Here is a 20945-nt window from a genome sequence, read left to right on the forward strand (position 1 = left end):
ATTATGGCCTTTAAACAACTGAAAAACCTGATCGAGTGGATAACCGAATACCACGAACTGCTCGAAAAACAGTATGAGATGCTGGCTGAAGTGCAGGAAGACGAACGTATGCAAATGGCGCTCAGTTTTCTTGCAAGTCGGGAGCATCGCCAGGCGGAAGCCATGGAGGACTTCCTGCAGGATACCGACGATGATTTGATGGACGCCTGGCTGGTTGACTCTCAGGATTTCGAAAGCCGCCGGATCCCGGACCGGATACCAGCCTGTACAGGGTGCCATGACATACAGGATGTTCTGAAGAACATTCTGGGTTCACACAAAACCCTGACGGAAATGTATGAACTGCGCGCCAAACTTGCCCAGAATAATCGTGAGGCGGAACTCTTCAGGGAGCTGGCAGCCAACCAACAGGCAGAAGCCCGCCTGCAATCCAGGGATATTGGGCGGCTGGAAATGTACTAACGACGCACCACCAACGCTTACGGTCCGCATGAAACCCCGGTCAAGCCGGGGTTTCGTTTTTCTGAAGATACTCCCGGTATACCTGGATGGAGGCCATCAGGCTTTCCCGATAAGCGGCACCGTATTGATTGCCACAGGAATCCGATTCCCGAATGGCAGACTCGTACTGGGCAATACCCTGATGAGCAAAGACCAATGCCGCTGCCCTACCATCACGGCTCTCAACAAAGGCCAGCCTTTGCCATTCCCGACTCTCCCGGGTATCCATCCGTTGCCTCCTGGGTTACTTCACCGCTTGATGCAGCATAGCTGGTGTGTGTTCGGCGTTAAACACTTCCGTGCAGCGCGAGAATGGCACAAGTTACACCTGCGTTTTCCCACCGTCTAATACTCCAAACACACTTTCCTCTGCTAACCTGACATTAAACTAATACAGGAAATGAATCATTTTCTGGAGAATAGCAAAATGTCTGCCTTTATCGCTCGTGTGTATCGCTACAACCCGGAACAGGATGACGCCCCTTACAACCAGGATATCCAGGTCGACGGTGAATTCCGCAATCGCATGGTGCTCGATGTCCTGGAACACCTGAAAACCCGAGATGTTACACTGGCCTTCCGTCGCTCCTGTCGGGAGGGCGTGTGTGGCTCAGACGGTCTAAACATCAACGGCCGTAACGGGCTCGGCTGTATCACACGGGTAGAGGATGTGCTTGGGAAGAGGGGCATTCTCCAAATCCGGCCGCTACCGGGCATGCCGGTTATCCGGGATCTGGTGGTGGATCAGTCTCTGTTCTTTAAACAGTATGCCCGGGTACAGCCCTGGCTCATCAATGACAAGCCGGAACCGGCCATTGAACGCCTCCAAAGCCCGGAAGACAGAGCAAAGCTGGATGGCCTTTACGAATGTATTCTCTGTGCTTGTTGCACCTCAGCCTGCCCTTCATGGTGGTGGAACCCGGAAAAGTACATCGGCCCCTCCGGTTTGCTTCAGGCTTATCGTTTTCTGGTGGATTCGCGGGATACGGCCACCAGAGAGCGGTTGGAGAAGCTGGAAGACCCCTTTAGTGTATTTCGTTGCCGAGGTATCGGTAACTGCACAGCCTACTGCCCCAAGGGATTGAACCCCATGAAAGCCATCGGCCGAATCAAGGCGATGCTGGTGCGGGAACAGGTTTGAGCACCGCAAGCCAGGCAAAGTAACCAAACTGGCGGCCCCGCAGCGGGCCGCCGCGTTGATTATTTCCAGTAATCGTTGGCCGCTGCAACCGTCTGGAAGTGAACCGCGATCACTTCTGATGCATGCATCAGGGCCTCACCATCCTCTGAATATTTTGCCCGCTCCCGGAACAGAACCTCTTTACTGGACTGGGTGCTTTTTACTCCCATTCGGGACAGCTTGATGGCTAGCTCAAAACCCTCCTGTGGGGTATCCGTAATCAGGCTGGGCAACCAGACGTCAGCTTTCTCCTCTGCCTGAATCACCATCGGTATGAGCATGGCCAGTGCGGCCAATACGGCGGCTAGCTGTTTTTTTGTTTTCATCATCAGAATCTCCTTGCATCTCATCAGTCAAAACCCTCTAAAGGGAAGCACCTCCATTAATGGACCATAATACAACTATTTTCAATGAATCTTTAAGCTCATGGCGTTGCTACTAAAGATGCAGATTCAGCAGCGCCACACTGCCACCGTCGTTTATTCACGGCTTCATGGTACTGCTGATGATTGCCGGCCCGGGCGGCCTCAATGCTGGCGTTCAGAGCGAGTAGCGAAGTCTGGTCAGACACACCGTCAATAACATCCACCAGCGAAGTTATGCTTCCGGTTTCTGTTTCCAGCGCCTCCATCTGCCCGGCAGAACTTACTACTCTCTGGCGCGCTCCATCCAGACGCTGTACTAGCGTTGCCATGCCGTCGCGCACCTGGCCGGATTCATCCCGGGTTTTCAGGGCTTCACTGCGCCGGGAGCCGAGCAAATCCGACAACTCGCTGAAGGATCCTTTGAGTTCGCTCAGCGAGGAACTAAATTGACCAAGGCCTGCCATCAATCGGTGACCAAGCTCAAGTTCTGAGCGGGTCTTTACCAGCGCACTGCGCTCTTCTTCCAGTTCGGCTTCCAGCCTGCAATTCTGCTCATCTCGCTCAGCAAATGCCTTGTTCAATGCCGACAGCTCCGCTTCAAGCGCTTCCACACGCTTTGTGGACGGCCAAAAACCCATAATCTTACTCCAGCCCATTAATAATGATTTATATTTTATACATGTTTAAGGTCGTGACAGTAAGGGTTTGTAACAACTGGCCCAACCCAAAGCGGATAGCGGATGGCTTCAGAGCGTTTCGTTCAGGATATAACCCCGCAGCGCCACCGCGTTGTTGTGCTCGGTGTCTTTGGCAGCAAACACCAGCGTTATGCGTTTGTGCTCATCAAGGATCTTCCAGAGTGTTTCCAGGTCCTCTGCGGCACCGTCGGACTGAAGCTCTTTCAGGTAGCTGTCGCAGAACTCCGGCCATTTGTCCGGATCATGGCCGAACCACTTACGCAATTCAGTAGACGGAGCAAGCCCTTTCAGCCAGTGGGCGATGTCGGCATCTTCTTTGGCAACGCCCCGGGGCCAGATGCGGTCTACCAGTATACGCGGGCCGTCTGAGCGGGCGGCGGTGTCGTAGGCTCGTTTGAGTCGGATATCCATTAACGCTCTCCGATTGAACAAGTCTGCTCCCAGACTACTCCCGCATGTCGAGGGTTTCAAAAAGCGGAGTGAGTTTGTTACGGACGTTTTGCTTGTTTTCCATGCTCAGATACCCGGCCCCGATGGTGCCATTCAGCATCTGATCACTTCGGGCGATCTGCACCGCAAACCGGCGCACGCCCTGATCTGACAACTGCTCCCCCACGGTAATCACCTGCTCCGGTGACTGCAGGGCGCCATGCCAAGTCATCCGGCATTCAAAGTCCACGCCGGCCTTTTGCAGTGCGGAGATAGCCGCCCAGCTTTCCTGCCCGGCATGGCGGTTGGTGGTGATGATTTCATAGTCTGAAGGCAGCGCTTTGATGTCCAGGCCCACCCAGTCCAGCCAGGGCAACAGCGGTTCCAGCAGTTTCAGATGCGGGGCGCCGGTGTGCAGGCCGTTACGAAAACCCAACTCGCGGGTTTGTTGAAGGGCAGGCAACAGTGCTTTCTGAATGGTGGGTTCGCCACCACTAAACACCACAGCATCCAGCAACCCCCGCCGGCTTGTCAGGTGCCGATGAGCTTGTTTCCAGGTGATTTTTTCATCACCAGCTTCAAGTGGTATAAGATGAGGGTTATGGCAGTAATGGCAACGCCAGGGACAACCCTTCAGGAACAGGGTTGTCGCCAGGTGTTGCGGATAATCGACGGTGGAGAAGGCCGCCATGCCTCCGATCACCAGGTTATCCGCAGTCATTTCAACGCTCCCGGAAGTGGGTGCGTTCGCGATGCTCGGACTGTTTGCCTTTGTTAAAGGCCGAGACCGGGCGGTGGTAGCCCATTACCCGAGTCCACACTTCGCAGCGCTGGCGTTGGCTGTCATCGGGAAGTTTCTGGTTATCCATGCTGAACTCCTTCTTTGCTTTTTGGGGAAGTGTCGGGCGTTGCCGACTTTTGCTGCCCGGCGAGTAACAGCTCGTCACATTTCGGGCAGAATTCGTGTTCTCCGTTCAGGTACCCGTGTACCGGACAGATAGAGAAGGTGGGCGTGACTGTGATGTACGGCAGCCGGTAATTCTCCAGCACCGTTTTCACAAACCGGCCGCAGGTGGCGGCATCGCTGATGCGTTCGCGCATATACAGGTGCAGCACCGTGCCGCCGGTGTAGCGGGTTTGCAGTTCATCCTGAAGGTCCAGGGCTTCAAACGGGTCATCTGTGTAGCCCACCGGAAGCTGGCTGGAGTTAGTGTAGTAAGGGGCATCCGGTGTACCGGCTTGCAGTATGTCGGCAAACCGTTTCTGGTCTTCCTTGGCAAACCGGTAGGTGGTGCCCTCAGCCGGGGTGGCTTCAAGATTGTAGAGATGGCCGGTTTCTTCCTGGTATTGCTTCATCCGTTCCCGTACATGATCCAGCAGCTCCAGCGCAAAGGCCCTGCCCTGCTCGCTGCTGATATCCTCCTGGTCACCGGTAAAGTTGCGGACCATTTCGTTCAGGCCATTCACACCAATGGTGGAGAAGTGGTTTCTCAGGGTACCCAGATAACGCTTGGTGTAGGGGAACAGGCCTTCAACCATTAACCGGCCGATCTCCTGGCGCTTTATTTCCAGGCTGTCCCGGGCCAGATCCATCAGCTCATCCAGCCGGGCAAACAGTGCCAGCTTGTCACCTTTGTAGAGGTAGCCCAGCCGAGCACAATTCACAGTGACCACCCCCAGGGAACCGGTCTGTTCTGCTGAGCCAAACAGGCCATTGCCACGCTTGAGCAGTTCCCGCAGGTCTAGCTGCAGGCGGCAGCACATAGAGCGAACCATGTTGGGTTCCAGGTCTGAGTTGAGGAAATTCTGGAAGTACGGCAGGCCGTAACGGGCGGTCATTTCGAACAATCGCAGGGCGTTGTCGGATGCCCAGTCGAAATCCCGGGTGATGTTGTAGGTAGGAATCGGGAAGGTAAATACCCGGCCCATACTGTCGCCTGCGGTCATTACCTCGATGTAGGCCTGGTTGATCATGTCCATCTCGGCCTGCAATTCGCCATAGCTGAATGGCATTTCCTCACCGGCAATAATGGGTATCTGCTCCCGCAGATCGTCCGGGCAAACCCAGTCAAAAGTGATGTTGGTAAATGGCGTCTGGGTGCCCCAGCGGGACGGCACGTTCAGGTTGTAGACGAATTCCTGAATGCACTGGCGCACGGTGGCGTAATCCAGGGTGTCCTTGCGGATAAATGGCGCCAGGTAAGTGTCAAAGGAGCTGAAAGCCTGAGCACCTGCCCATTCGTTCTGCAGGGTGCCAAGAAAATTGACCATCTGGCCGATGGCACTGGACAAGTGCTTGGGCGGGGCCGCCTCAACCTTGCCTGGCACACCGTTCAGGCCTTCGTGCAGTAGGGTACGCAAAGACCAGCCAGCACAGTAACCACTGAGCATGTCCAGGTCGTGAATGTGCAAATCTGCCTGCCGGTGGGCCTGGCCAATTTCCGGGGTATACACCTCGTTCAGCCAGTAGTTGGCAATCACCTTGCCGGCGGTATTCAGGATCAGGCCGCCGAGGGAATAGCCCTGGTTAGCATTGGCATTCACCCGCCAGTCGCTGCGGTCCAGGTATTCACCAACAGTAGCGGAGATATCCAGCAAGGCGGGATCAACAGGGTGTGAGGCAGTGTGGGTAGACATCAGGTTCCTCCTGGAAACGCGTCAGGTTGTCGCAATAGCTGCAGCAACGTTCGCGAAGACAGGAGGTCAGGCACGGGCGAATACCCGAGACATGATCAGCTGTTCACCCTGAATCGCGAAGGTGCAGTGCTTGTTGCCCTGGCAGGTCTTCGGACTCAGGGGCGTGAGCCTTTCGGCTCTGCCTTGCGTGGCGACTTCCCGGCTTTCGCCAGTGTCATCATGCCACGGTCGTTCCCCAATACCGCTGCGCGTCAGTTCCGGACTCTCACCGGATTCCTTGCCACAAACACAACATGTTGTGGCTTGCCAAGACAATTTAACTATATACGGAGATTGTGCACCCTGCAAATTAAAATGTACCTGGATTATTTTTTATTTGATGTCGGATCGGCGACGGGTACTTCACACCGATGTATCCGGCAGGTTCCAGTAATGCAGCCATGGTCTGGCCAGGATCGTGTTAATTGCTGCCGAAGCGGGTGGTCCATTGGTGCTGGGGACGGGGCATTAATGAGAGTCTTGCAGAAAGCTATGTAGAAACCGCGCGTATCTAAATTACTCGGTCACCAACCCTCCAAAGGCACACCGTGTTCTTCGATATACGCACCGTGTTGTTCTAAGTACTCCCTTGTGCGAATTTCAAACGCCTCGAGGTCGCCCTCAACTTCGACAGCGGGCACTCGCATGACTTCGACGGCATTAGATCGTTGGCTCATCATCCACACAACCACCTCACCACCAGGCGCAAGCCCCAAAACCAAAGTCCTTCTTGGCTTCATCAGAACATCTTTGCTTTGCGTGGCTGTAGGAGCAGGGACACGCATACGGTCCTGCAGGTCCGAGGGAACCTCAAACAACGTGGAGTAGAATTTTTGTTCAGAAAATGAGAACCAATGCAATGCGATCAAGCTGGGGAACGGATCTATCGGGCCTCCAGAACCGAAGGGGCCGTCAGGACCCATCCAGCAACATCGAACCCCACCTCCAATAGGTGCGCGCCAGCTCCTAACACCAGGCTTCTCCAAATGAGCATTGATTATCCACATTTCGTAGTGCTGGGGTGCGACAGCAACAATACCCCAGCTGATATCGTCTTCCTCCCAATAGGAGCAGCCTACCGATATCGCTAGCGAAACCGTACAAAAGATTGCAAGTCGATGTCTCTTCCTATGTTGAAGCTGCACAAAGGCGGCCACTGATCTGATCACCACCCCTCCAACGGCACACCGTGCTCCTCGAGATAGGCGCCGCTTCGCTCGAGGTAACCTTCCGTTGACTCCGAAAAATCATCAGGATTACCTTCAACTTCGATTGCCTGAACACGCATTACCTCTACCGCGTTTGTTCGCTGGCTCATCATCCAGACAACCACTTCTCCTCCGGGCGCCAACCCTAAAATCAAGTCGCTTCTTGGCAACTGGCGTATCTCACCTTTTTGAGTCCTGGTGGGAGCAGGCACTCGCATTTGATCTTGCAAATCCGGCGGGACATCAATCAAGATGGAATAGTATTTCTGCTCCGCAAAAGAAAACCAATGGATCGCGATCAGGTTGGGGAACGGATCCATCGAGCCCCCTGTTCCGAAAGGACCTCGGCCGCCCTCCCAGCAGCAGCCTTTATGGCCTGCAGGAATTCGCCAACTGCGTTCTCCGGATTTTTCCAGATGCAGGTTAATGACCCACACATCGTAGTGACTCGGGGCAGCGACCCCAACATACCAAGGGAGATCATCCTTAGGCCAAAACGACAAACCGACCCATACGGCAAGCCCCACTCCGCAAACCACAGCGATTGGTCGTTTTTTGAATGCCCGCTTCACAAAGGCGGACACCGATAGGATCACCAGCCCTCCAACGGCACACCGTGTTCCTCGAGATAGGCGCCGCTTCGCTTGAGGTAGTTCTTGGTCCGTTCTTTAAAAGCATTGAGATTACCCTCAACTTCAATCGCCTGAACACGCATCACCTCTACAGCGTTTGTCCGCTGACTCATCATCCACACAACCACCTCACCGCCGGGTGCAAGCCCCAACACTAAAGTGCCTCTCGGCTTCATCCTAACTTCACCACTTTGAGTGGTGGTAGGAGCGGGCACACGCATTTGATCCTGCAGATCCGGCGGAACATCAATCAAGATGGAATAGTATTTCTGCTCCGCAAAGGAAAACCAATGGATCGCAATCAGGTTGGGGAACGGATCCATATCACCGCCGGTTCCAAAGGGCCCTCCATCGCCTTTCCAACAACAGCCCTTATGGCCAGCGGGAATTCGCCAACTGCGTTCCCCAGATTTCTCCAGATGCAGGTTAATGACCCACATGTCGTAGTGACTTGGTGCAGCGACACCCACGTACCAGGGAATATCGTCATCCTGCCAAGCTGAACATCCAACCAAGACCGATAAGCATACTAGCCAAGAAAAGTTTCGCACATGGACCATCAGTATTCCTTAACGATTAGGGTAAACAACTCGTTCACCGGATTGCGTGGGAGCGTTCGGGGCGACGAGTTTAGGCAACCTCAACGAAGCTGACGCTCCTAGAGCCATAAAGTCGATAGGATTGTAATGCGCAGAGTAATGGGTATATCTCTGGCGAACCAAGTCCATTTGCTGCCCTTTTAGTCGAGGTTTTTCTGAGCCGACCGCAACCTGTGACAACAAGCAATCGACAATCGGCATCAAATCCTCAGGAAGACGGAGCGCATCCTCCTCCGGATCAATAATATCGAACGGAACCTGTGCCCGGAGAGCCAAGTCATGCATGAGTCTCAAAGTGACCCTTGAATACTCACCGCGCACTTGACGAACCTTCCGCAGTGCTAACTCCGCCATACGCCCACTGTGCGGGCTCCGCTGAGTGAAGATGTTTGTGTGGATAGCGAAACTTGCCGCATCCTCCGGCCCCAGGTCACTGGGCGGTGGGTTCGGTTGTTCCGATGCTCTTACCGGCAGGCTGTATGCACCGATCCAGCCCTCAGCTTCCTTCTGCTTCTTCAGGCTTTCCAGCACTTGCCATTGCCGGGTCTGTTCTGGCTGATCAAACCAAGTGAGGGAAACTCTTTCTATGGGGCTGATCAAAACATCTTCACGCATGGTCTCACCGTAACCGCCCCCAATGTCAGAGTGCACTCCGGGCAAAGAAATCTCCCGAAAATTATCCGGGAGACTGCCGTCCGCGCTTCGTAAACTGTTGAGGGCAAAGTTTTCTCGGTGCTCGTCTGAAGCCACCAGATGAACAGCTTGCTCAACGGCACTGGGATCCAGATATAAATTGACAGGGTCGTTCCGACCATTACCGGGAGACAAATCCAGGGCCAATGGATTCACAATGGCAGCAACGGTATCGAACAGCCCTACAAAACGAACTCTGACCTGCTCCGGCCAATAAATACTATAATGATTGAGAGCCTGAGCGAACGCACCCTCCAAACCCCGCGTGATTTCGTGGGAAGCATGGCGCGCCGAGGCTGCCCCTCGACTGAAACCGAAGAGGTCAAAGGTTAGTGACTTAATCGGTCCGGAAAGTGCCAGTTCATTAATCCGTTCAGCAATTCTAAAAAATGCCTGCTCGACCTGACTTACGATGCCAGTTTCGCCACCTCCCGTTGTCATTCCGATTAAAGAATCCTTATCGCCAGTCCTAGTCCCGATGCCTGGAGCATAATGCACCAAGCGATGGGCAACGGTGCTACCCTCGACAACTTTCGATTCGTGATACAAATCTGCCAACTTCGCCACATTACTCGGCGCATTGGCGTAACTCCCCCCCAGCATCATTGCCAGCCGATACCGACACTCCGCTTCGGTAATTTCACCGTCTTCAAGCGGGGTGAGGCATTCCTCCTGAACGCGGTCTTCCATTGCCCTGGAATTATCCGCGTTATTCAGGGTACCGTCGGTGAATAGGCCAATTTCCAGATGAACCTCCGGAGGCATTTCAGACGCAGACGATTGTGGGGTTTGGGTCGTTGACGGCAAGGGCGCAACAGGGGTAGCCGGGAAGGGACTGTCCGAGGATGCCACTGATTGCCGTTGCAAAGCCTCCTCCTTGCGCAGGAGCCGCAGCTCTGTGCTGAAGAGGCCAACAGACAACGAACCAATGCTTCTACCATTCTGACGGGCCAGTTGTTGCGGAGTGATATTGTTTTCGTTCAAGCTCTGGACGGCATCCCCCAGGGCAAACCGACAGGCGCTGTCATTGATCATCCAGCGCCCTTGCCCAGATGAATCCTCTCTCCAGCTCACTACCGGATCAAAGGGCTTTCCACCACAAGGGCCGTATACCAGCCACAACCTTCCTTCTCGGAGTCGATTACTGACTTCATTTATCAATTGTGTCCGTTGGTCGGGCCGTAAACCGGACGAAGCCACCCGGTCAAGTATCTGGTGTAAATTGAAGCGATGACCGTGACGGTCATTCACCAGCATGTCTCTGGCTTTTTCGGCAGCAAAGAAGGGAGATTCCAGGTTGGGCAGATGTGCCGCAACCAGATCGAAAGTTTTGACAATATCCATCGTTCGTCATCCGTTGACTGAGTTTAAACATCCCTGTGATGCAACAGCCGTCCAAAGCTCGTTGCAATTAAAAGTTTATTGTAGTCCAGGGTCCTGCACCAATTCCATACCCGGCCTGCCATACCAATACCCGTTGCACGGCGGCGCTTCCACCAGCTGCAGTGGGTCGGTGGCCGGCACTTCCCCCCGGCGTACCCGGTCAAAACGTTTGACTACCTCATCCATGCCCTGATGCTCCGGACTCAGGCGCACGGTGCTCACGCCCATTCGTTCCATATCCGGCAGCTCCCGCATCAGGTCATAGCGGGAACCAGACAGGGTCGAAATGCCGTTCAGGCGGAACAACTCCTGGTTTTCCCGGGAGCGCAGCTCCATGCCATCCGGATGCTCCAAACAGCGGAACTCGCAGTTGTCCTTGGGCAGGTTGTAATGCCGGGCGGTGAAGCAACGGGACGACCAGGCCAGCGGCAGGAAGCCCCAGGAGAATACCTCGGCGGGCAGATCCAGGCCTTCGGCTTTCAATTCCCTGATCAGCTGTTCCAGGGTTTCCTTCCCGAGTTCCACCGGCAGGTTCCAGCCTTGCAGTCCCTGTCTGGCCAGGATTTTCAGGGTGGCGGTGTTGTAGATGTTCATGGAGGGGCCGGTAACAAAAGGGATCTTGTTACGGATGGCCACCTGCAGGGCGCTCTGGTCGTTGGCTTCCACCAGGAAATCATCCTGTTCGCAGAACCGGCGCAGGCGGCGCAGGTCGGCTTCGGATTCAATCAGCGTGAGGGTGGAAAGCACCACGTTCTTGCCGCAGGCTCTCAGGTCCCGGGCCAGGTCAAGCCAGTCATCCGGCTTCAGTTCCCGGCGACGGGAACAGACCACCTCGCCAAGATAAATGATATCTACCGGCCATTCAGCGGCCTTGGCGTAGAAGTCGAACACGGACTGCTTGGACCAGAACCACAGAATCGGGCCAAGGGATAGTTTCATCATGATCAGCTGAACCTTATTTCCACTTGCGGTGATAGGCGCCAATGGTGGTCAGGCCACCCTCGGACAGCCCGGCCAGCGTCTGATTCCACTGGCTCTCTACAGAAAACACGCCCGGTGTTGCTTCCAGCCGATCCAGCGCCTGGCGCCAGGTGCGGGCCACGTCGGCAATGTAGGCGGGGCTGCGTTGGCGCCCCTCGATCTTCACCGCGCTGATACCCAGCTCTTTTAGCTCTGGCAGCAGGTCCAGGGTATTGAGGCTGACCGGCTCTTCAATGGCGTGATAGACACTGCCCTCCACTTCAAAGCGGCCCTTGCACAGGGTCGGGTAACCGGCCGACTCGCCCTGGCCATAACGGTCGATCAAGACATCGTTCAGGCGGGATTCGAGACCTTGCGGGGTTTCCTGCCAGCGCACGGCTTTGGCGGGCGAGCAGGCGCCTCGTGTGTTGGGAGACTCATCGGTGAGATAGGAAGACAGATAACAACGGCCCTCCGCCATAATGCACAGACTGCCGAAGGCGAACACTTCCAGCTCCACCGGGCTGTGTTTGGCCACGCCCCTCACCTGGTCAATGGAAAGCACCCGTGGCAGAACCGCGCGGCGGATATCGAAGTTGTCTTTATAAAAAGAGAGAGCTTCGTGGCTGGTAGCCGAGCCCTGTACCGACAAATGGCGAGGGGTGTCCGGATATTTGCTGGCGGCGTACTCCAGCAAGCCCATATCGGCCAGGATGATGGCGTCCACACCCAGGTTCGCGGCGCGGTCCACCGCACCCTTCCATTGTTCCCAGCCATCAGGCTGCGGATAGGTATTGATGGCACAGAATACCCGGCTGCCCTTGGAGTGGGCGTATTCAATGCCCTCCCCTGCGCGCTTTTCGTTGAAGTTCAGACCAGCAAACTGGCGGGCATTGGTGCTGTCGCGAAAGCCGAAGTACACCGCATCGGCGCCGTTATCGACGGCGGTTTTCAGTGCGGGAAGGCTACCGGCGGGGCAGACAAGTTCCATGGTTTTCTCCGCTGAAAGACGTGCCGGCACCATACCCGCCAAGCCACTAAGGCACCTTGACCTTTGTCAGCGGAGCGGGCGATAACCGCCTTCTACCCCAAAAGCAGTACTCTACGCAGTTGCCCGTACAGGACCATTTTTTCTAACCAGGCCATACAGATAGCATTACTTTACAGGCACTTACAAAGCCCAACCTACCCCATCAGCTACCCCGATTCGTGAATACCCTCGGCTGCTACACTTGCCCACAATGGACGAATTAATTCAGTGAAGGGGATCTTCCATGTCATTCCTTAATAACCTCTCCATGCGGGGCAAGCTCATTACCCTCGTGCTTCCGGCCCTGCTGGTCATCGTTTTCTTTGCCGCTTTCAGTATCAGCCGTAACGCGGATGAGCTGGGCAACATGCGCCAGTTACAGGCCATGGTGAACCTGGCAGAACTGGGTGACCCTCTGGTCGAGTCCCTGCAGAAGGAACGGGGCCGTTCCGCCGTTCTGCTATCGAGCGCGGCCGGTTCCGGTGGTGAGCAACAGGCAAAGCGCGAGCTGGATTCCCAACGGCAGGACACAGACCGAAGCCTGCGAACCTACCGCGACGGGCTCCGGGCCCTGGTGGCTGACACTGAATTTGATGGCGCGATCAAAGCCAGTATTGACCGTCTTGAGCAGCAGCTGTCCGGCCTTGGCAGGCTTCGCCAGGGCATCGACAACCGCAACATCAACGGTGCCGATTCCGCCAGCCAGTACACCACGATGATCATGGAAATGGTTGACCGGGTTCCCCTTCTGGTACGCCGCTCAACCGACGCCGACCTGAGCCGCCAGATCAACGGCTACTTTGCACTGGCAGAGGCCGTGGAAATGGCAGGACGGGAACGCGCCAACGGTGCGGCACTGATTCGATCCGGAGACTTTGACTTGCCGACGCTCGGGCGGGTAACCGGCATGAGTGGCCAACAGGATGCCTATCTGAATGCGGCCATCAGCATGTTGCCAAGCGATTCAGAACTTCGGGGAGACATCTCCCAACTGGCAAACCTGCCGGTAAGCCGCGAGTTCCGGAGCCAGCGTGAAACCCTGCTGAGCAGTCCGTCTGGCATGTATGCCCTGGACCCCGGCGAGTGGTTCACCGCAGCAACCAGACGAATTGAAGCCATCAACCGTATCCGCAGCCAGATGCTGGCCCAAGTGGAAGCCGCGGCTACCGAAGCGGTAGGTGATGCCCGCAAGGCACTTATTGGCGCCTCTACGATTGCAGGCGGTGCCATCATTATCGTGATCTTGCTGATGCTGGTGATCATCCACGCCATCCATAACCAGGTAGCCGCATTGTTGTCTGGCGTTCGTTATGCCATGGACAACAAAGACCTGACACGGCATATCCCGGTGTCCAGCCAGGACGAAACCGGCACTATTGCCAAGGCGGTCAACGAACTTTTCGGCCGGTTCAGCGAAGCCCTGATGCAGATCGATAAGGCCAGCGTGCAACTGGCCACCGCCACCGAAGAAACCAGCTCCACCGCGGGCCAGAATTCCGGCCAGATCAAGAACCAGCAACAGCAGATTGAGCAGGTTGCTGCCGCCACCGAAGAAATGTCCGCCACCTCGGAGGAAATCTCCCAAAACACCCAACAGGTTGCGGACGCTTCCAACAGTGCCATGGAGAAGAGCCGGACCGGTGAGCAGGTACTGCACTCAAGCGTTAAGCAAATCCGCACCCTGGCGCAATCGGTTCAGGAAGTGAATCAGGTGATCGAAGAACTGGAGGAACGCAGCGGCACCATCAGTGAAGTGGTGGATGTCATACGTAAAGTGGCGGACCAGACCAACCTTCTGGCTCTGAATGCTGCCATCGAGGCGGCACGGGCTGGCGAGCACGGTCGCGGCTTTGCAGTGGTGGCCGATGAGGTACGGACCCTGGCCCAACAAACTCATGAATCGACTACCCAGATTGAAGACATCATCAACGGCTTCAAGAACATTACCGACAGCGCCAGCCGATCCATTGTTGCCAGCCACAAGCTCGCCAACCAGACCAGCGAACAGGCCTCTGAGATGGAAAAAACCTTCGCGGACATCCTGACGGACGTAAATAGCATCTCCGACATGGCCACCCAGATTGCCACTGCATCGGAACAGCAAGTCGCGGTGACACGTGAACTGGCAGGCAGTATGGAGACGGTCAGCGAAGCGGCCATTCTGACGCTGACCGGATCACAGGAGATTAATCAGGTGACTCAAGAGCAGGCCAGGCTTGCCCGCAAGCTTCAAGACCTGGCCAACGAGTTCAAAGTGGCTAGCTAATTCATCAAGTCAAACCAACAAGGGCTGCCATTTGGCAGCCCTTGTTGGTTCTGTTTACAGCAAACCCGGTCAGATAATCCGCGAGAACCGCTGGCTGGCACCTTCCTTGCGGTACATATCGAAGATCTGGCAGATGGCCCGAATCAGCAACCGGCCGGCGGGCTGCACCTGAAGTGCACCGCCATCATCGCCAATCAGTTCGTCCTGGATCATCGGCTTCAGGCGGTTCAGTTCATCCGCGAAGTACCGATCGAAGTCTTCGCTCCATTTGTCTGCAAACTGTTTGCGATCCAGGCGGAACTGGCAGATCAGCTGGCCGATCACCCACCGGCGAATCCGGTCATCCCGGCTCAGGCCAACGCCGCGAACGATCGCCAGTTGCCCGGCATCAATTGAGGCTTCCCAGGACGGCAAATCATGGTTGTTCTGGAAATAGGCGTCGTCAGTCTGGCCGATGGCAGACACTCCCAGAGACACCAAATCGCAATCCGAATGCGTGGTGTAGCCCTGGAAGTTCCGGTGCAGCCGGCCTTCCCGCTGGGCCACGGCCAGGCTGTCGTCCGGCTTGGCGAAGTGGTCCATGCCGATGTATTCGTAACCGGCTTCCAGCAGGCGGTTGATGGTGTTATGCAGAATGGTCAGCTTCTGCTGCGGGCTTGGCAGAGTGTCGGCCTGAATCCGGGTTTGCGGGTAGAAGCGGTCCGGCAGGTGCGCGTAGCTGAACACGGAGAGCCTGTCCGGGGACATCTCGATCACCGATTCCAGGGTTTGTGCAAAACTTTCCGGGGTCTGGTACGGCAGGCCGTAGATCAGGTCCAGGTTAATGGAACGGAAACCAATGCGACGGGCTTCGTTCAAAACCGCCTCGGTCATGTCCTTGGGCTGAATACGGTTAACCGCCTTTTGCACTTCCGGGTTTACGTCCTGAACGCCGAGGCTGATGCGATTAAAGCCCAGCTCCCACAGGGTCGACAGGGTATCCTGGTCCACTTCCCGAGGGTCAATCTCGACGCTGTAATCCCGCTCATCACCAGATTGCAGGTTAAACAGTTCAGAGTAACCGGCCATCAGATGCTGCATCACATCCCGGGGCAAGAACGTTGGCGTGCCGCCGCCCCAATGCAACTGTTGCACCGGGCGGTCCGCCCCGAACAGTTTTGACTGGATAGCAGCTTCTTTCAGCACTCGCTCTACGTAAGGCATGGCCTTATCGCGCTTTTTGGTGATCACCTTGTTGCAGGCACAGTAGTAGCAAAGGTGCGCGCAGAACGGCAGGTGCGTGTACAAAGAGATAGGGCCACCAGACGCCTTGCTGCGGCCGGCGGCCTTCACCATGTCTTCGATGCCATACTTCTGGGTGAACTCGACCGCCGTGGGATAGGACGTATAGCGGGGACCACTGAGGTCGTAGCGGCGTATCAGTGCCTCATCCCAGATGAAGGCGGGCAGGTTGTTTTCTGCAGCGTTGTTGGAAGCCATAGTTAAAACTCTGTCGTCAGAAAAGGTCGGCAAGCCGGAAAGCACCCATTATGCCCTATCGGCCCCGAGCATCAGTTGATGCGTATCATCTGGAGTCTATCAGCATAGGCACTGAACCACCCTTGCGCCCATGGCGTATTCAGCCTACCCCTTTGGGATAATGCCAACACCGGAGCCGATGCCATGGCCAACCTGATTCTGATTCTCGGCGACCAGCTGAGCCTCCAGCTTTCTGCACTCGAAGACGCAGATAAAGACAACGATCGGGTGGTGATGGCCGAAGTCCATGACGAGGCCAGCTACACCAATCACCACAAGAAAAAGCTGATATATATTTTCAGCGCCATGCGCCACTTCGCCCGGGAACTGGAACAACAAGGTTGGCACGTGCATTACCAGCACTACCATCCGGATAACCCGGAACAATCCCTGGAAGCGGTCGTTTCAAAGCTCGCCGCAGAGCACAGGCCCGAGAGACTGATCACCACCGAGTGCGGTGAATGGCGGCTGCACTCGCAGATCAGCCAGTGGCACGAACACCTGGGTATTCCAGTGGAGATTCGGCCAGACACCCGCTTTGCGTGCCGCAAACAGGAGTTCGCCGACTGGGCCAAGGGTCGCAAACAACTGCGCATGGAATTCTTCTACCGGGAAATGCGCAAAAAAACCGGCCTGCTGATGACACCCGAAGGCAAACCGGAGGGTGGCCAGTGGAATTTCGATTCCGACAATCGAAAGAAATGGTCCGGCAAACCGCCCGCGCCGGCACCGTTTCGCGTGGAGCCGGATTCGGTTACCCGAGAGGTGATCCAGCTGGTAGAGGAGTACTTTCCCGACCATTTCGGCACCTCAGAGGACTTCCATTTTGCCGTCACGGCGGACCAGGCCCAGGCAGCTCTGGAACACTTTATCGACTTCGCCCTGCCCTGTTTCGGTGACTATCAGGATGCGCTGTCCGACCACGAAGACTGGTTGTTCCATTCCATCCTGTCCCCCTATCTGAACACCGGATTACTGGACCCGACGGACGTTTGCCAGGCGGTGGCACAAGCGTGGTATTCCGGGCGGGCGCCACTGAACGCGGCAGAGGGGTTTATCCGCCAGATCATCGGCTGGCGCGAGTTTGTTCGCGGCATTTACTGGCTTCTGATGCCGGGTTACGCCAAAGAGAACCGGCTGAACAACCAGCGCAGCCTGCCCTGGTTCTACTGGACCGGTGAAACCAAAATGCGCTGTATGCACAAAGCCATTGATGCCACCGCCAGAAACGCCTACGCCCATCACATCCAGCGCCTGATGGTGACCGGCAACTTCGCCCTGCTGGCCGGCATACATCCGGAGGACATCTGTGACTGGTACCTGGCGGTCTACATCGACGCCTTCGACTGGGTGGAACTGCCCAATACACTGGGCATGGTGATACACGCCGATGGCGGCTATCTGGGCTCCAAACCCTACGCCGCCAGTGGCAAATACATCCAGCGCATGTCGGACCACTGCCAGAACTGCCATTACCGGGTGCAAGATGCCACTGGAGAGAAAGCCTGCCCGTTTAATGCACTTTACTGGCATTTTATCGACCGCCATCGGGATGACTTTGCCAACAATCCGCGCATGGCCATGATGTATCGGAACTGGGATAAACAGCCAGATGAGCGGCGCCGTGCCATTCTCAGCCGCGGGGAGTGGCTGCTTGCCAATCTTGAGCAACTGTAACCTACCTGGGAAAAACAGCTAAGAGAAAATAAGCCGGTTGACTGCTATGCTGTATCCATCGGCAAATTGTCAGCAATAAGGACGCTGGAGTCCGGCATGTCTATCAGGCCCATAGCAGCAGGATTACTGTTCACCTTGATTCCGTGGACAGTTGCTGCAGACCATGAAACATTCAGTTTATATACATTTGACTCTCCCCCCTACCAGCAGGCCAACCCGATCCCAGGCGGCCCGGAGGTGACCGGGGAAACGGTCGAGACCGTTCGATGCGCCATGGAACATGCGGGGGCGCAGGTAAACATTCGCCTGATGCCCCAGAACCGCGCCCGCTTCGCACTGCAGCGTCAACTCGTGGATGGCTACTTTGCCGTAGATCCATCACCCGATATGGATGAGGCAGCGGATATCAGCCACCCGGTGGCATTGGAAAAATGGTACTGGTTTTACCTTGGCCAACGCCCTGACCCGACAACTGCAAAAATCGGTGTTGTCGGTGGCAGCAACGAAGAAGTCTGGCTCATCCAGAACGGCTTTGAGCCGTTTGTGACCGTCAGTTCAACCGAACAATTACCGGCTTTGCTGAAACGCCAACGAATTGACCTTGCACTGATGGATCAACAGGTGATGGAGACACTGCGCGAAGACTCACTGGCACTTGGCCAAACGCTGAACCGGGAATTCCTTCGTTACGCCCCGCTGCACCTCTATCTCAACCGACGATTTGTCAGCGAACACCCGGGGGTCCTGACCCGATTCAACCGTCAATTGCCGGCGTGTATGGAGCAGCACATGCTGCTGTCTGCAGATGAGTATCAGCATGTAGCAGGGCAAGCCAGGGGGCTCATACAAGACCTGGAGCAACGTCTGAATCTGGCTCAGGCAATTCATCAGGGGCCAGTCTACGACAGCTTCACAGAGATTCTCACCCAGGACACCCTCTGGCAGGCTCTCGCCCCTGAGCAACCGACACCCTTGGCCTCTGAGATACTCGGGCTACCGGCATCTCAGGCCCTGAAGCAGTGGCAAGACGAGCAAGGCGGATTGGTAACGGAACTTTTGCTGACCGACAACAAGGGCGCATTGGTTGCCATGAGTCAGCTGTCATCCGATTACTGGCAGGGCGACGAGCCAAAGTTCCAGGAAATTGCCGTTGAAACCGAACGTGGTATGGAGCGCAAATCCGATTTGTGGATATCACCCATTCGCTACGATGCGTCTACCCGCCAGTTCCAGATTATCGTCAGTGTGCCCATCCCCCTGAAAGAGCCGAATAACGGCCTGGAAGGTATTCTGGCCATGGGGTTGGCCATCGAAAAGGCGCTGCACAACTACGAACGGCTGGCGCGGGCTCGTTCTGAGCAGGTCCCCATGGAGTTACCGGTAGCCGAGTAACACCCTCAGGCCGGCCCCAGCTCACAGGCCAGCACCAAAGCCCAGAACTCGGAAAAATCATTGACCACCACGTCCGGTTTGTCCGGGTGTTTGTGAGTGCCCGGAAAAATCCGGTTCAGCCAGGGCAAGTCCCACTGGGCACCGTTGAAGAACACCGACGTCATACCTGCCCGCTTCGCGGCAATCACATCGGTAGTAGAATCTCCCACGTACCACACACTCGGGTCCGGCGGGTAATCCAGTTTCTGCACCGCCAGCAGTAACTGATCCGGGTGCGGTTTTCTCAGGGGCGTGTCGTCACCGCACACATCCACATCGAACAGATGGGTCCAACCGGTGTCTTCCACCGCCGCCAGCTCGTGCTCAAAGAACTCCCTATCCCGGTTGGTGATCACGCCCACCTGCATGCCCAGTCGTCGCAGCCCCTCCAATACTTCCCGGACTTTCGGCTCAAAGGCCTTCACCGTGCCGTAGTGCTTTCGGTAGTGGTGGTTAAACGCCTTGTGGGCAACCTGCTTGGCTTGCTGATCGTCCCCAAACAGCACCTCGAAAATATCGGTGCGGGAGATTTTCCGGTCTGCCTTTACCTTGGGGTGCAACTTGGCGTACTCCCGTACATAGGCCACCAGCCGGGCATCTTCCGGAGTTTTGCTGTCTTCCGGCGCCACCATCCGGTTCATCAGCCCCAGCGTGTGGAAATCCGGCAGCATATCGTCTACCGCGTGGTACATGGCGTCCAGGGTGTCCACCAGGGTGGCATGCCAGTCGAACAACACCACCGCCGGGCGAATCAGCTTCACCAACGCCGGGTGCCAATCCGGCTCAATACGGGGCTCCGGCCGTTCGGGTGGCGGGAAGGGCTTCGGGCGCACTTCCGCCGGGCTGGCGGCGAACGCCTCAGGCTGTTCCCGCTCCAGCAACGCCAGCAAATCCATCAGGTCTTCAAAACTGTCCAGCACTGCCGCCGGTGCATCCCGGGAGGTGAACCAGCTCGAAATCCGGTCTGGCTCCCAGCAGGCGCCGTTGTAGAACACGCCGGACACCCCGGCACTGTGAGAGGTGAGCATATCGACATAGCTATCGCCCACATACCAGGCCCGGGCATCTGCTGGTAGACCCAGCTTCTCCAGAGTTTTGAGAATCACCTGAGGGTCGGGCTTGTATTCGGTTACATCATCGGCGCATACCGTTGCGTCGAACAGATGGTGCCATCGGCCCTCATCTACCGTTTCCAGTTCCTTGTCCAGAAACTCCCGGTTGCGGTTGGTCGATACCGCCAGTTTGATGCCCATGGCTTTCAGCGCGCACAGGTACTCATAGGCACCCGGCTGAAAGGGCTTCACCTGGCCAAAATATTTCCGGTAGGCGTTGTTGTAGGCTTCGTGGGCAACCAGCTTGGCCGCTTTGTTATCACCGAAGATGGCATTGAAGATATCGGTTCTGGACACCCGCCGCTCCGCCAGAATCCTCGGGTGCAGGCGCCGGAAGATACGGATGTAACGCACCAGCCGGGCATCATCCTGTGTGCGGCATAGCTCCTCCGGCAGCAACTTTTCCACCAGCCCCAGATCTTCCAGCTGCGGCAACATATCTTCCATGGCGCTGAACATGGCATCGTGGGTGTCCACCAAAGTGCCGTGCCAGTCAAAGATCAGAACCGAGGGGGGTTGAATGCCTTCGTTCAGTGTGGTCATAACAAAACCTTTGCCGTTTCAGTCACGTATATCTGCCCACATTC

Annotated in this window: 19 protein-coding genes, 1 pseudogene and 1 riboswitch; of the genes and pseudogenes, 5 read left to right on the plus strand and 15 right to left on the minus strand. The window is 56.1% G+C overall.

Annotated features, from left to right (window positions below; all coding sequences use genetic code 11):
* The first annotated feature begins 3 nt into the window (after positions 1-3).
* A complete protein-coding gene (locus tag QUE75_RS15610) occupies positions 4-462 on the plus strand; it encodes a hypothetical protein (protein ID WP_106694726.1) in 459 nt (152 codons plus the stop codon).
* A 40-nt stretch (positions 463-502) separates the two neighbouring features.
* Here the strand turns inward: QUE75_RS15610 and QUE75_RS15615 are convergent, their stop codons facing one another.
* Positions 503-730 (minus strand): hypothetical protein, encoded by a 228-nt coding sequence (locus QUE75_RS15615; RefSeq protein ID WP_286251584.1) that lies wholly within the window; start codon positions 728-730, stop codon positions 503-505.
* A gap of 198 nt (positions 731-928) precedes the next feature.
* Here QUE75_RS15615 and QUE75_RS15620 point away from each other — a divergent pair, with 198 nt between their 5' ends.
* Positions 929-1642: a succinate dehydrogenase iron-sulfur subunit gene (locus QUE75_RS15620; protein WP_106695154.1), complete on the plus strand. Its 714-nt coding sequence runs from the start codon at positions 929-931 to the stop codon at positions 1640-1642.
* Positions 1643-1701: 59 nt separating this feature from the next.
* Here QUE75_RS15620 and QUE75_RS15625 read toward each other — a convergent pair whose 3' ends face one another.
* From QUE75_RS15625 to ubiU, 12 genes and pseudogenes are all read right to left on the minus strand, one after another.
* On the minus strand, positions 1702-2010 hold the full coding sequence (locus tag QUE75_RS15625) for a hexameric tyrosine-coordinated heme protein (protein WP_244178244.1): 309 nt from the start codon (positions 2008-2010) through the stop codon (positions 1702-1704).
* 95 nt (positions 2011-2105) lie between these two features.
* On the minus strand, positions 2106-2684 hold the full coding sequence (locus QUE75_RS15630; RefSeq protein WP_286251587.1) for a methyl-accepting chemotaxis protein: 579 nt from the start codon (positions 2682-2684) through the stop codon (positions 2106-2108).
* Between the two features lie 108 nt (positions 2685-2792).
* Positions 2793-3155, minus strand: coding sequence for a DUF488 domain-containing protein (locus QUE75_RS15635; protein ID WP_286251589.1), 363 nt, complete (start codon positions 3153-3155; stop codon positions 2793-2795).
* Between the two features lie 34 nt (positions 3156-3189).
* Entirely contained in the window at positions 3190-3894 is a 705-nt protein-coding gene (locus tag QUE75_RS15640) for an anaerobic ribonucleoside-triphosphate reductase activating protein (RefSeq protein WP_286251590.1), read from the minus strand.
* Position 3895: 1 nt separating this feature from the next.
* On the minus strand, positions 3896-4042 hold the full coding sequence (gene nrdD / locus QUE75_RS15645) for an anaerobic ribonucleoside-triphosphate reductase (protein WP_048496192.1): 147 nt from the start codon (positions 4040-4042) through the stop codon (positions 3896-3898).
* Positions 4035-5747, minus strand: a pseudogene (locus QUE75_RS15650) (ribonucleoside triphosphate reductase); the annotation flags it as partial. The pseudogene QUE75_RS15650 and the gene nrdD, both read right to left, overlap by 8 nt.
* A gap of 186 nt (positions 5748-5933) precedes the next feature.
* Positions 5934-6136, minus strand: a riboswitch (cobalamin riboswitch).
* A 237-nt stretch (positions 6137-6373) separates the two neighbouring features.
* Complete coding sequence (locus tag QUE75_RS15655) at positions 6374-6856, minus strand: DUF2931 family protein (RefSeq protein WP_286255711.1); 483 nt, start codon at positions 6854-6856, stop codon at positions 6374-6376.
* Positions 6857-7014: 158 nt separating this feature from the next.
* The gene (locus QUE75_RS15660; protein WP_318036575.1) at positions 7015-7653 is read right to left on the minus strand and encodes a DUF2931 family protein; all 639 of its coding nucleotides are present in this window, start codon (positions 7651-7653) and stop codon (positions 7015-7017) included.
* Positions 7650-8249, minus strand: a complete 600-nt coding sequence (locus QUE75_RS15665) for a DUF2931 family protein (RefSeq protein WP_318036576.1) — start codon at positions 8247-8249, stop codon at positions 7650-7652. The genes QUE75_RS15660 and QUE75_RS15665 overlap by 4 nt, the downstream gene beginning before the upstream one ends.
* 9 nt (positions 8250-8258) lie before the next feature.
* Entirely contained in the window at positions 8259-10325 is a 2067-nt protein-coding gene (locus QUE75_RS15670) for a T6SS phospholipase effector Tle1-like catalytic domain-containing protein (RefSeq protein WP_286251601.1), read from the minus strand.
* A 75-nt stretch (positions 10326-10400) separates the two neighbouring features.
* Complete coding sequence (locus QUE75_RS15675) at positions 10401-11306, minus strand: U32 family peptidase (protein ID WP_286251604.1); 906 nt, start codon at positions 11304-11306, stop codon at positions 10401-10403.
* 13 nt (positions 11307-11319) lie between these two features.
* The gene (gene ubiU, locus QUE75_RS15680) at positions 11320-12315 is read right to left on the minus strand and encodes a ubiquinone anaerobic biosynthesis protein UbiU (protein ID WP_061333221.1); all 996 of its coding nucleotides are present in this window, start codon (positions 12313-12315) and stop codon (positions 11320-11322) included.
* Between the two features lie 283 nt (positions 12316-12598).
* Here ubiU and QUE75_RS15685 point away from each other — a divergent pair, with 283 nt between their 5' ends.
* Complete coding sequence (locus QUE75_RS15685) at positions 12599-14620, plus strand: methyl-accepting chemotaxis protein (protein WP_286251606.1); 2022 nt, start codon at positions 12599-12601, stop codon at positions 14618-14620.
* Positions 14621-14689: 69 nt separating this feature from the next.
* Here QUE75_RS15685 and hemN read toward each other — a convergent pair whose 3' ends face one another.
* Entirely contained in the window at positions 14690-16099 is a 1410-nt protein-coding gene (gene hemN / locus QUE75_RS15690; RefSeq protein ID WP_286251607.1) for an oxygen-independent coproporphyrinogen III oxidase, read from the minus strand.
* 183 nt (positions 16100-16282) lie between these two features.
* On the opposite strand from hemN, the gene QUE75_RS15695 reads away from it, so the two are divergent.
* Both QUE75_RS15695 and QUE75_RS15700 read left to right on the plus strand, forming a co-directional pair.
* Positions 16283-17815 (plus strand): cryptochrome/photolyase family protein, encoded by a 1533-nt coding sequence (locus tag QUE75_RS15695; protein WP_286251609.1) that lies wholly within the window; start codon positions 16283-16285, stop codon positions 17813-17815.
* Between the two features lie 96 nt (positions 17816-17911).
* Positions 17912-19207, plus strand: a complete 1296-nt coding sequence (locus QUE75_RS15700) for a substrate-binding periplasmic protein (RefSeq protein WP_286251611.1) — start codon at positions 17912-17914, stop codon at positions 19205-19207.
* Between the two features lie 5 nt (positions 19208-19212).
* Here QUE75_RS15700 and QUE75_RS15705 read toward each other — a convergent pair whose 3' ends face one another.
* Positions 19213-20901, minus strand: a complete 1689-nt coding sequence (locus QUE75_RS15705) for an HAD family hydrolase (RefSeq protein ID WP_286251613.1) — start codon at positions 20899-20901, stop codon at positions 19213-19215.
* Positions 20902-20945: the final 44 nt, after the last annotated feature.

Origin of the sequence: Marinobacter shengliensis, from assembly GCF_030297115.1 — a bacterium.
GTDB classification, from domain to species: Bacteria; Pseudomonadota; Gammaproteobacteria; order Pseudomonadales; family Oleiphilaceae; genus Marinobacter; species Marinobacter shengliensis.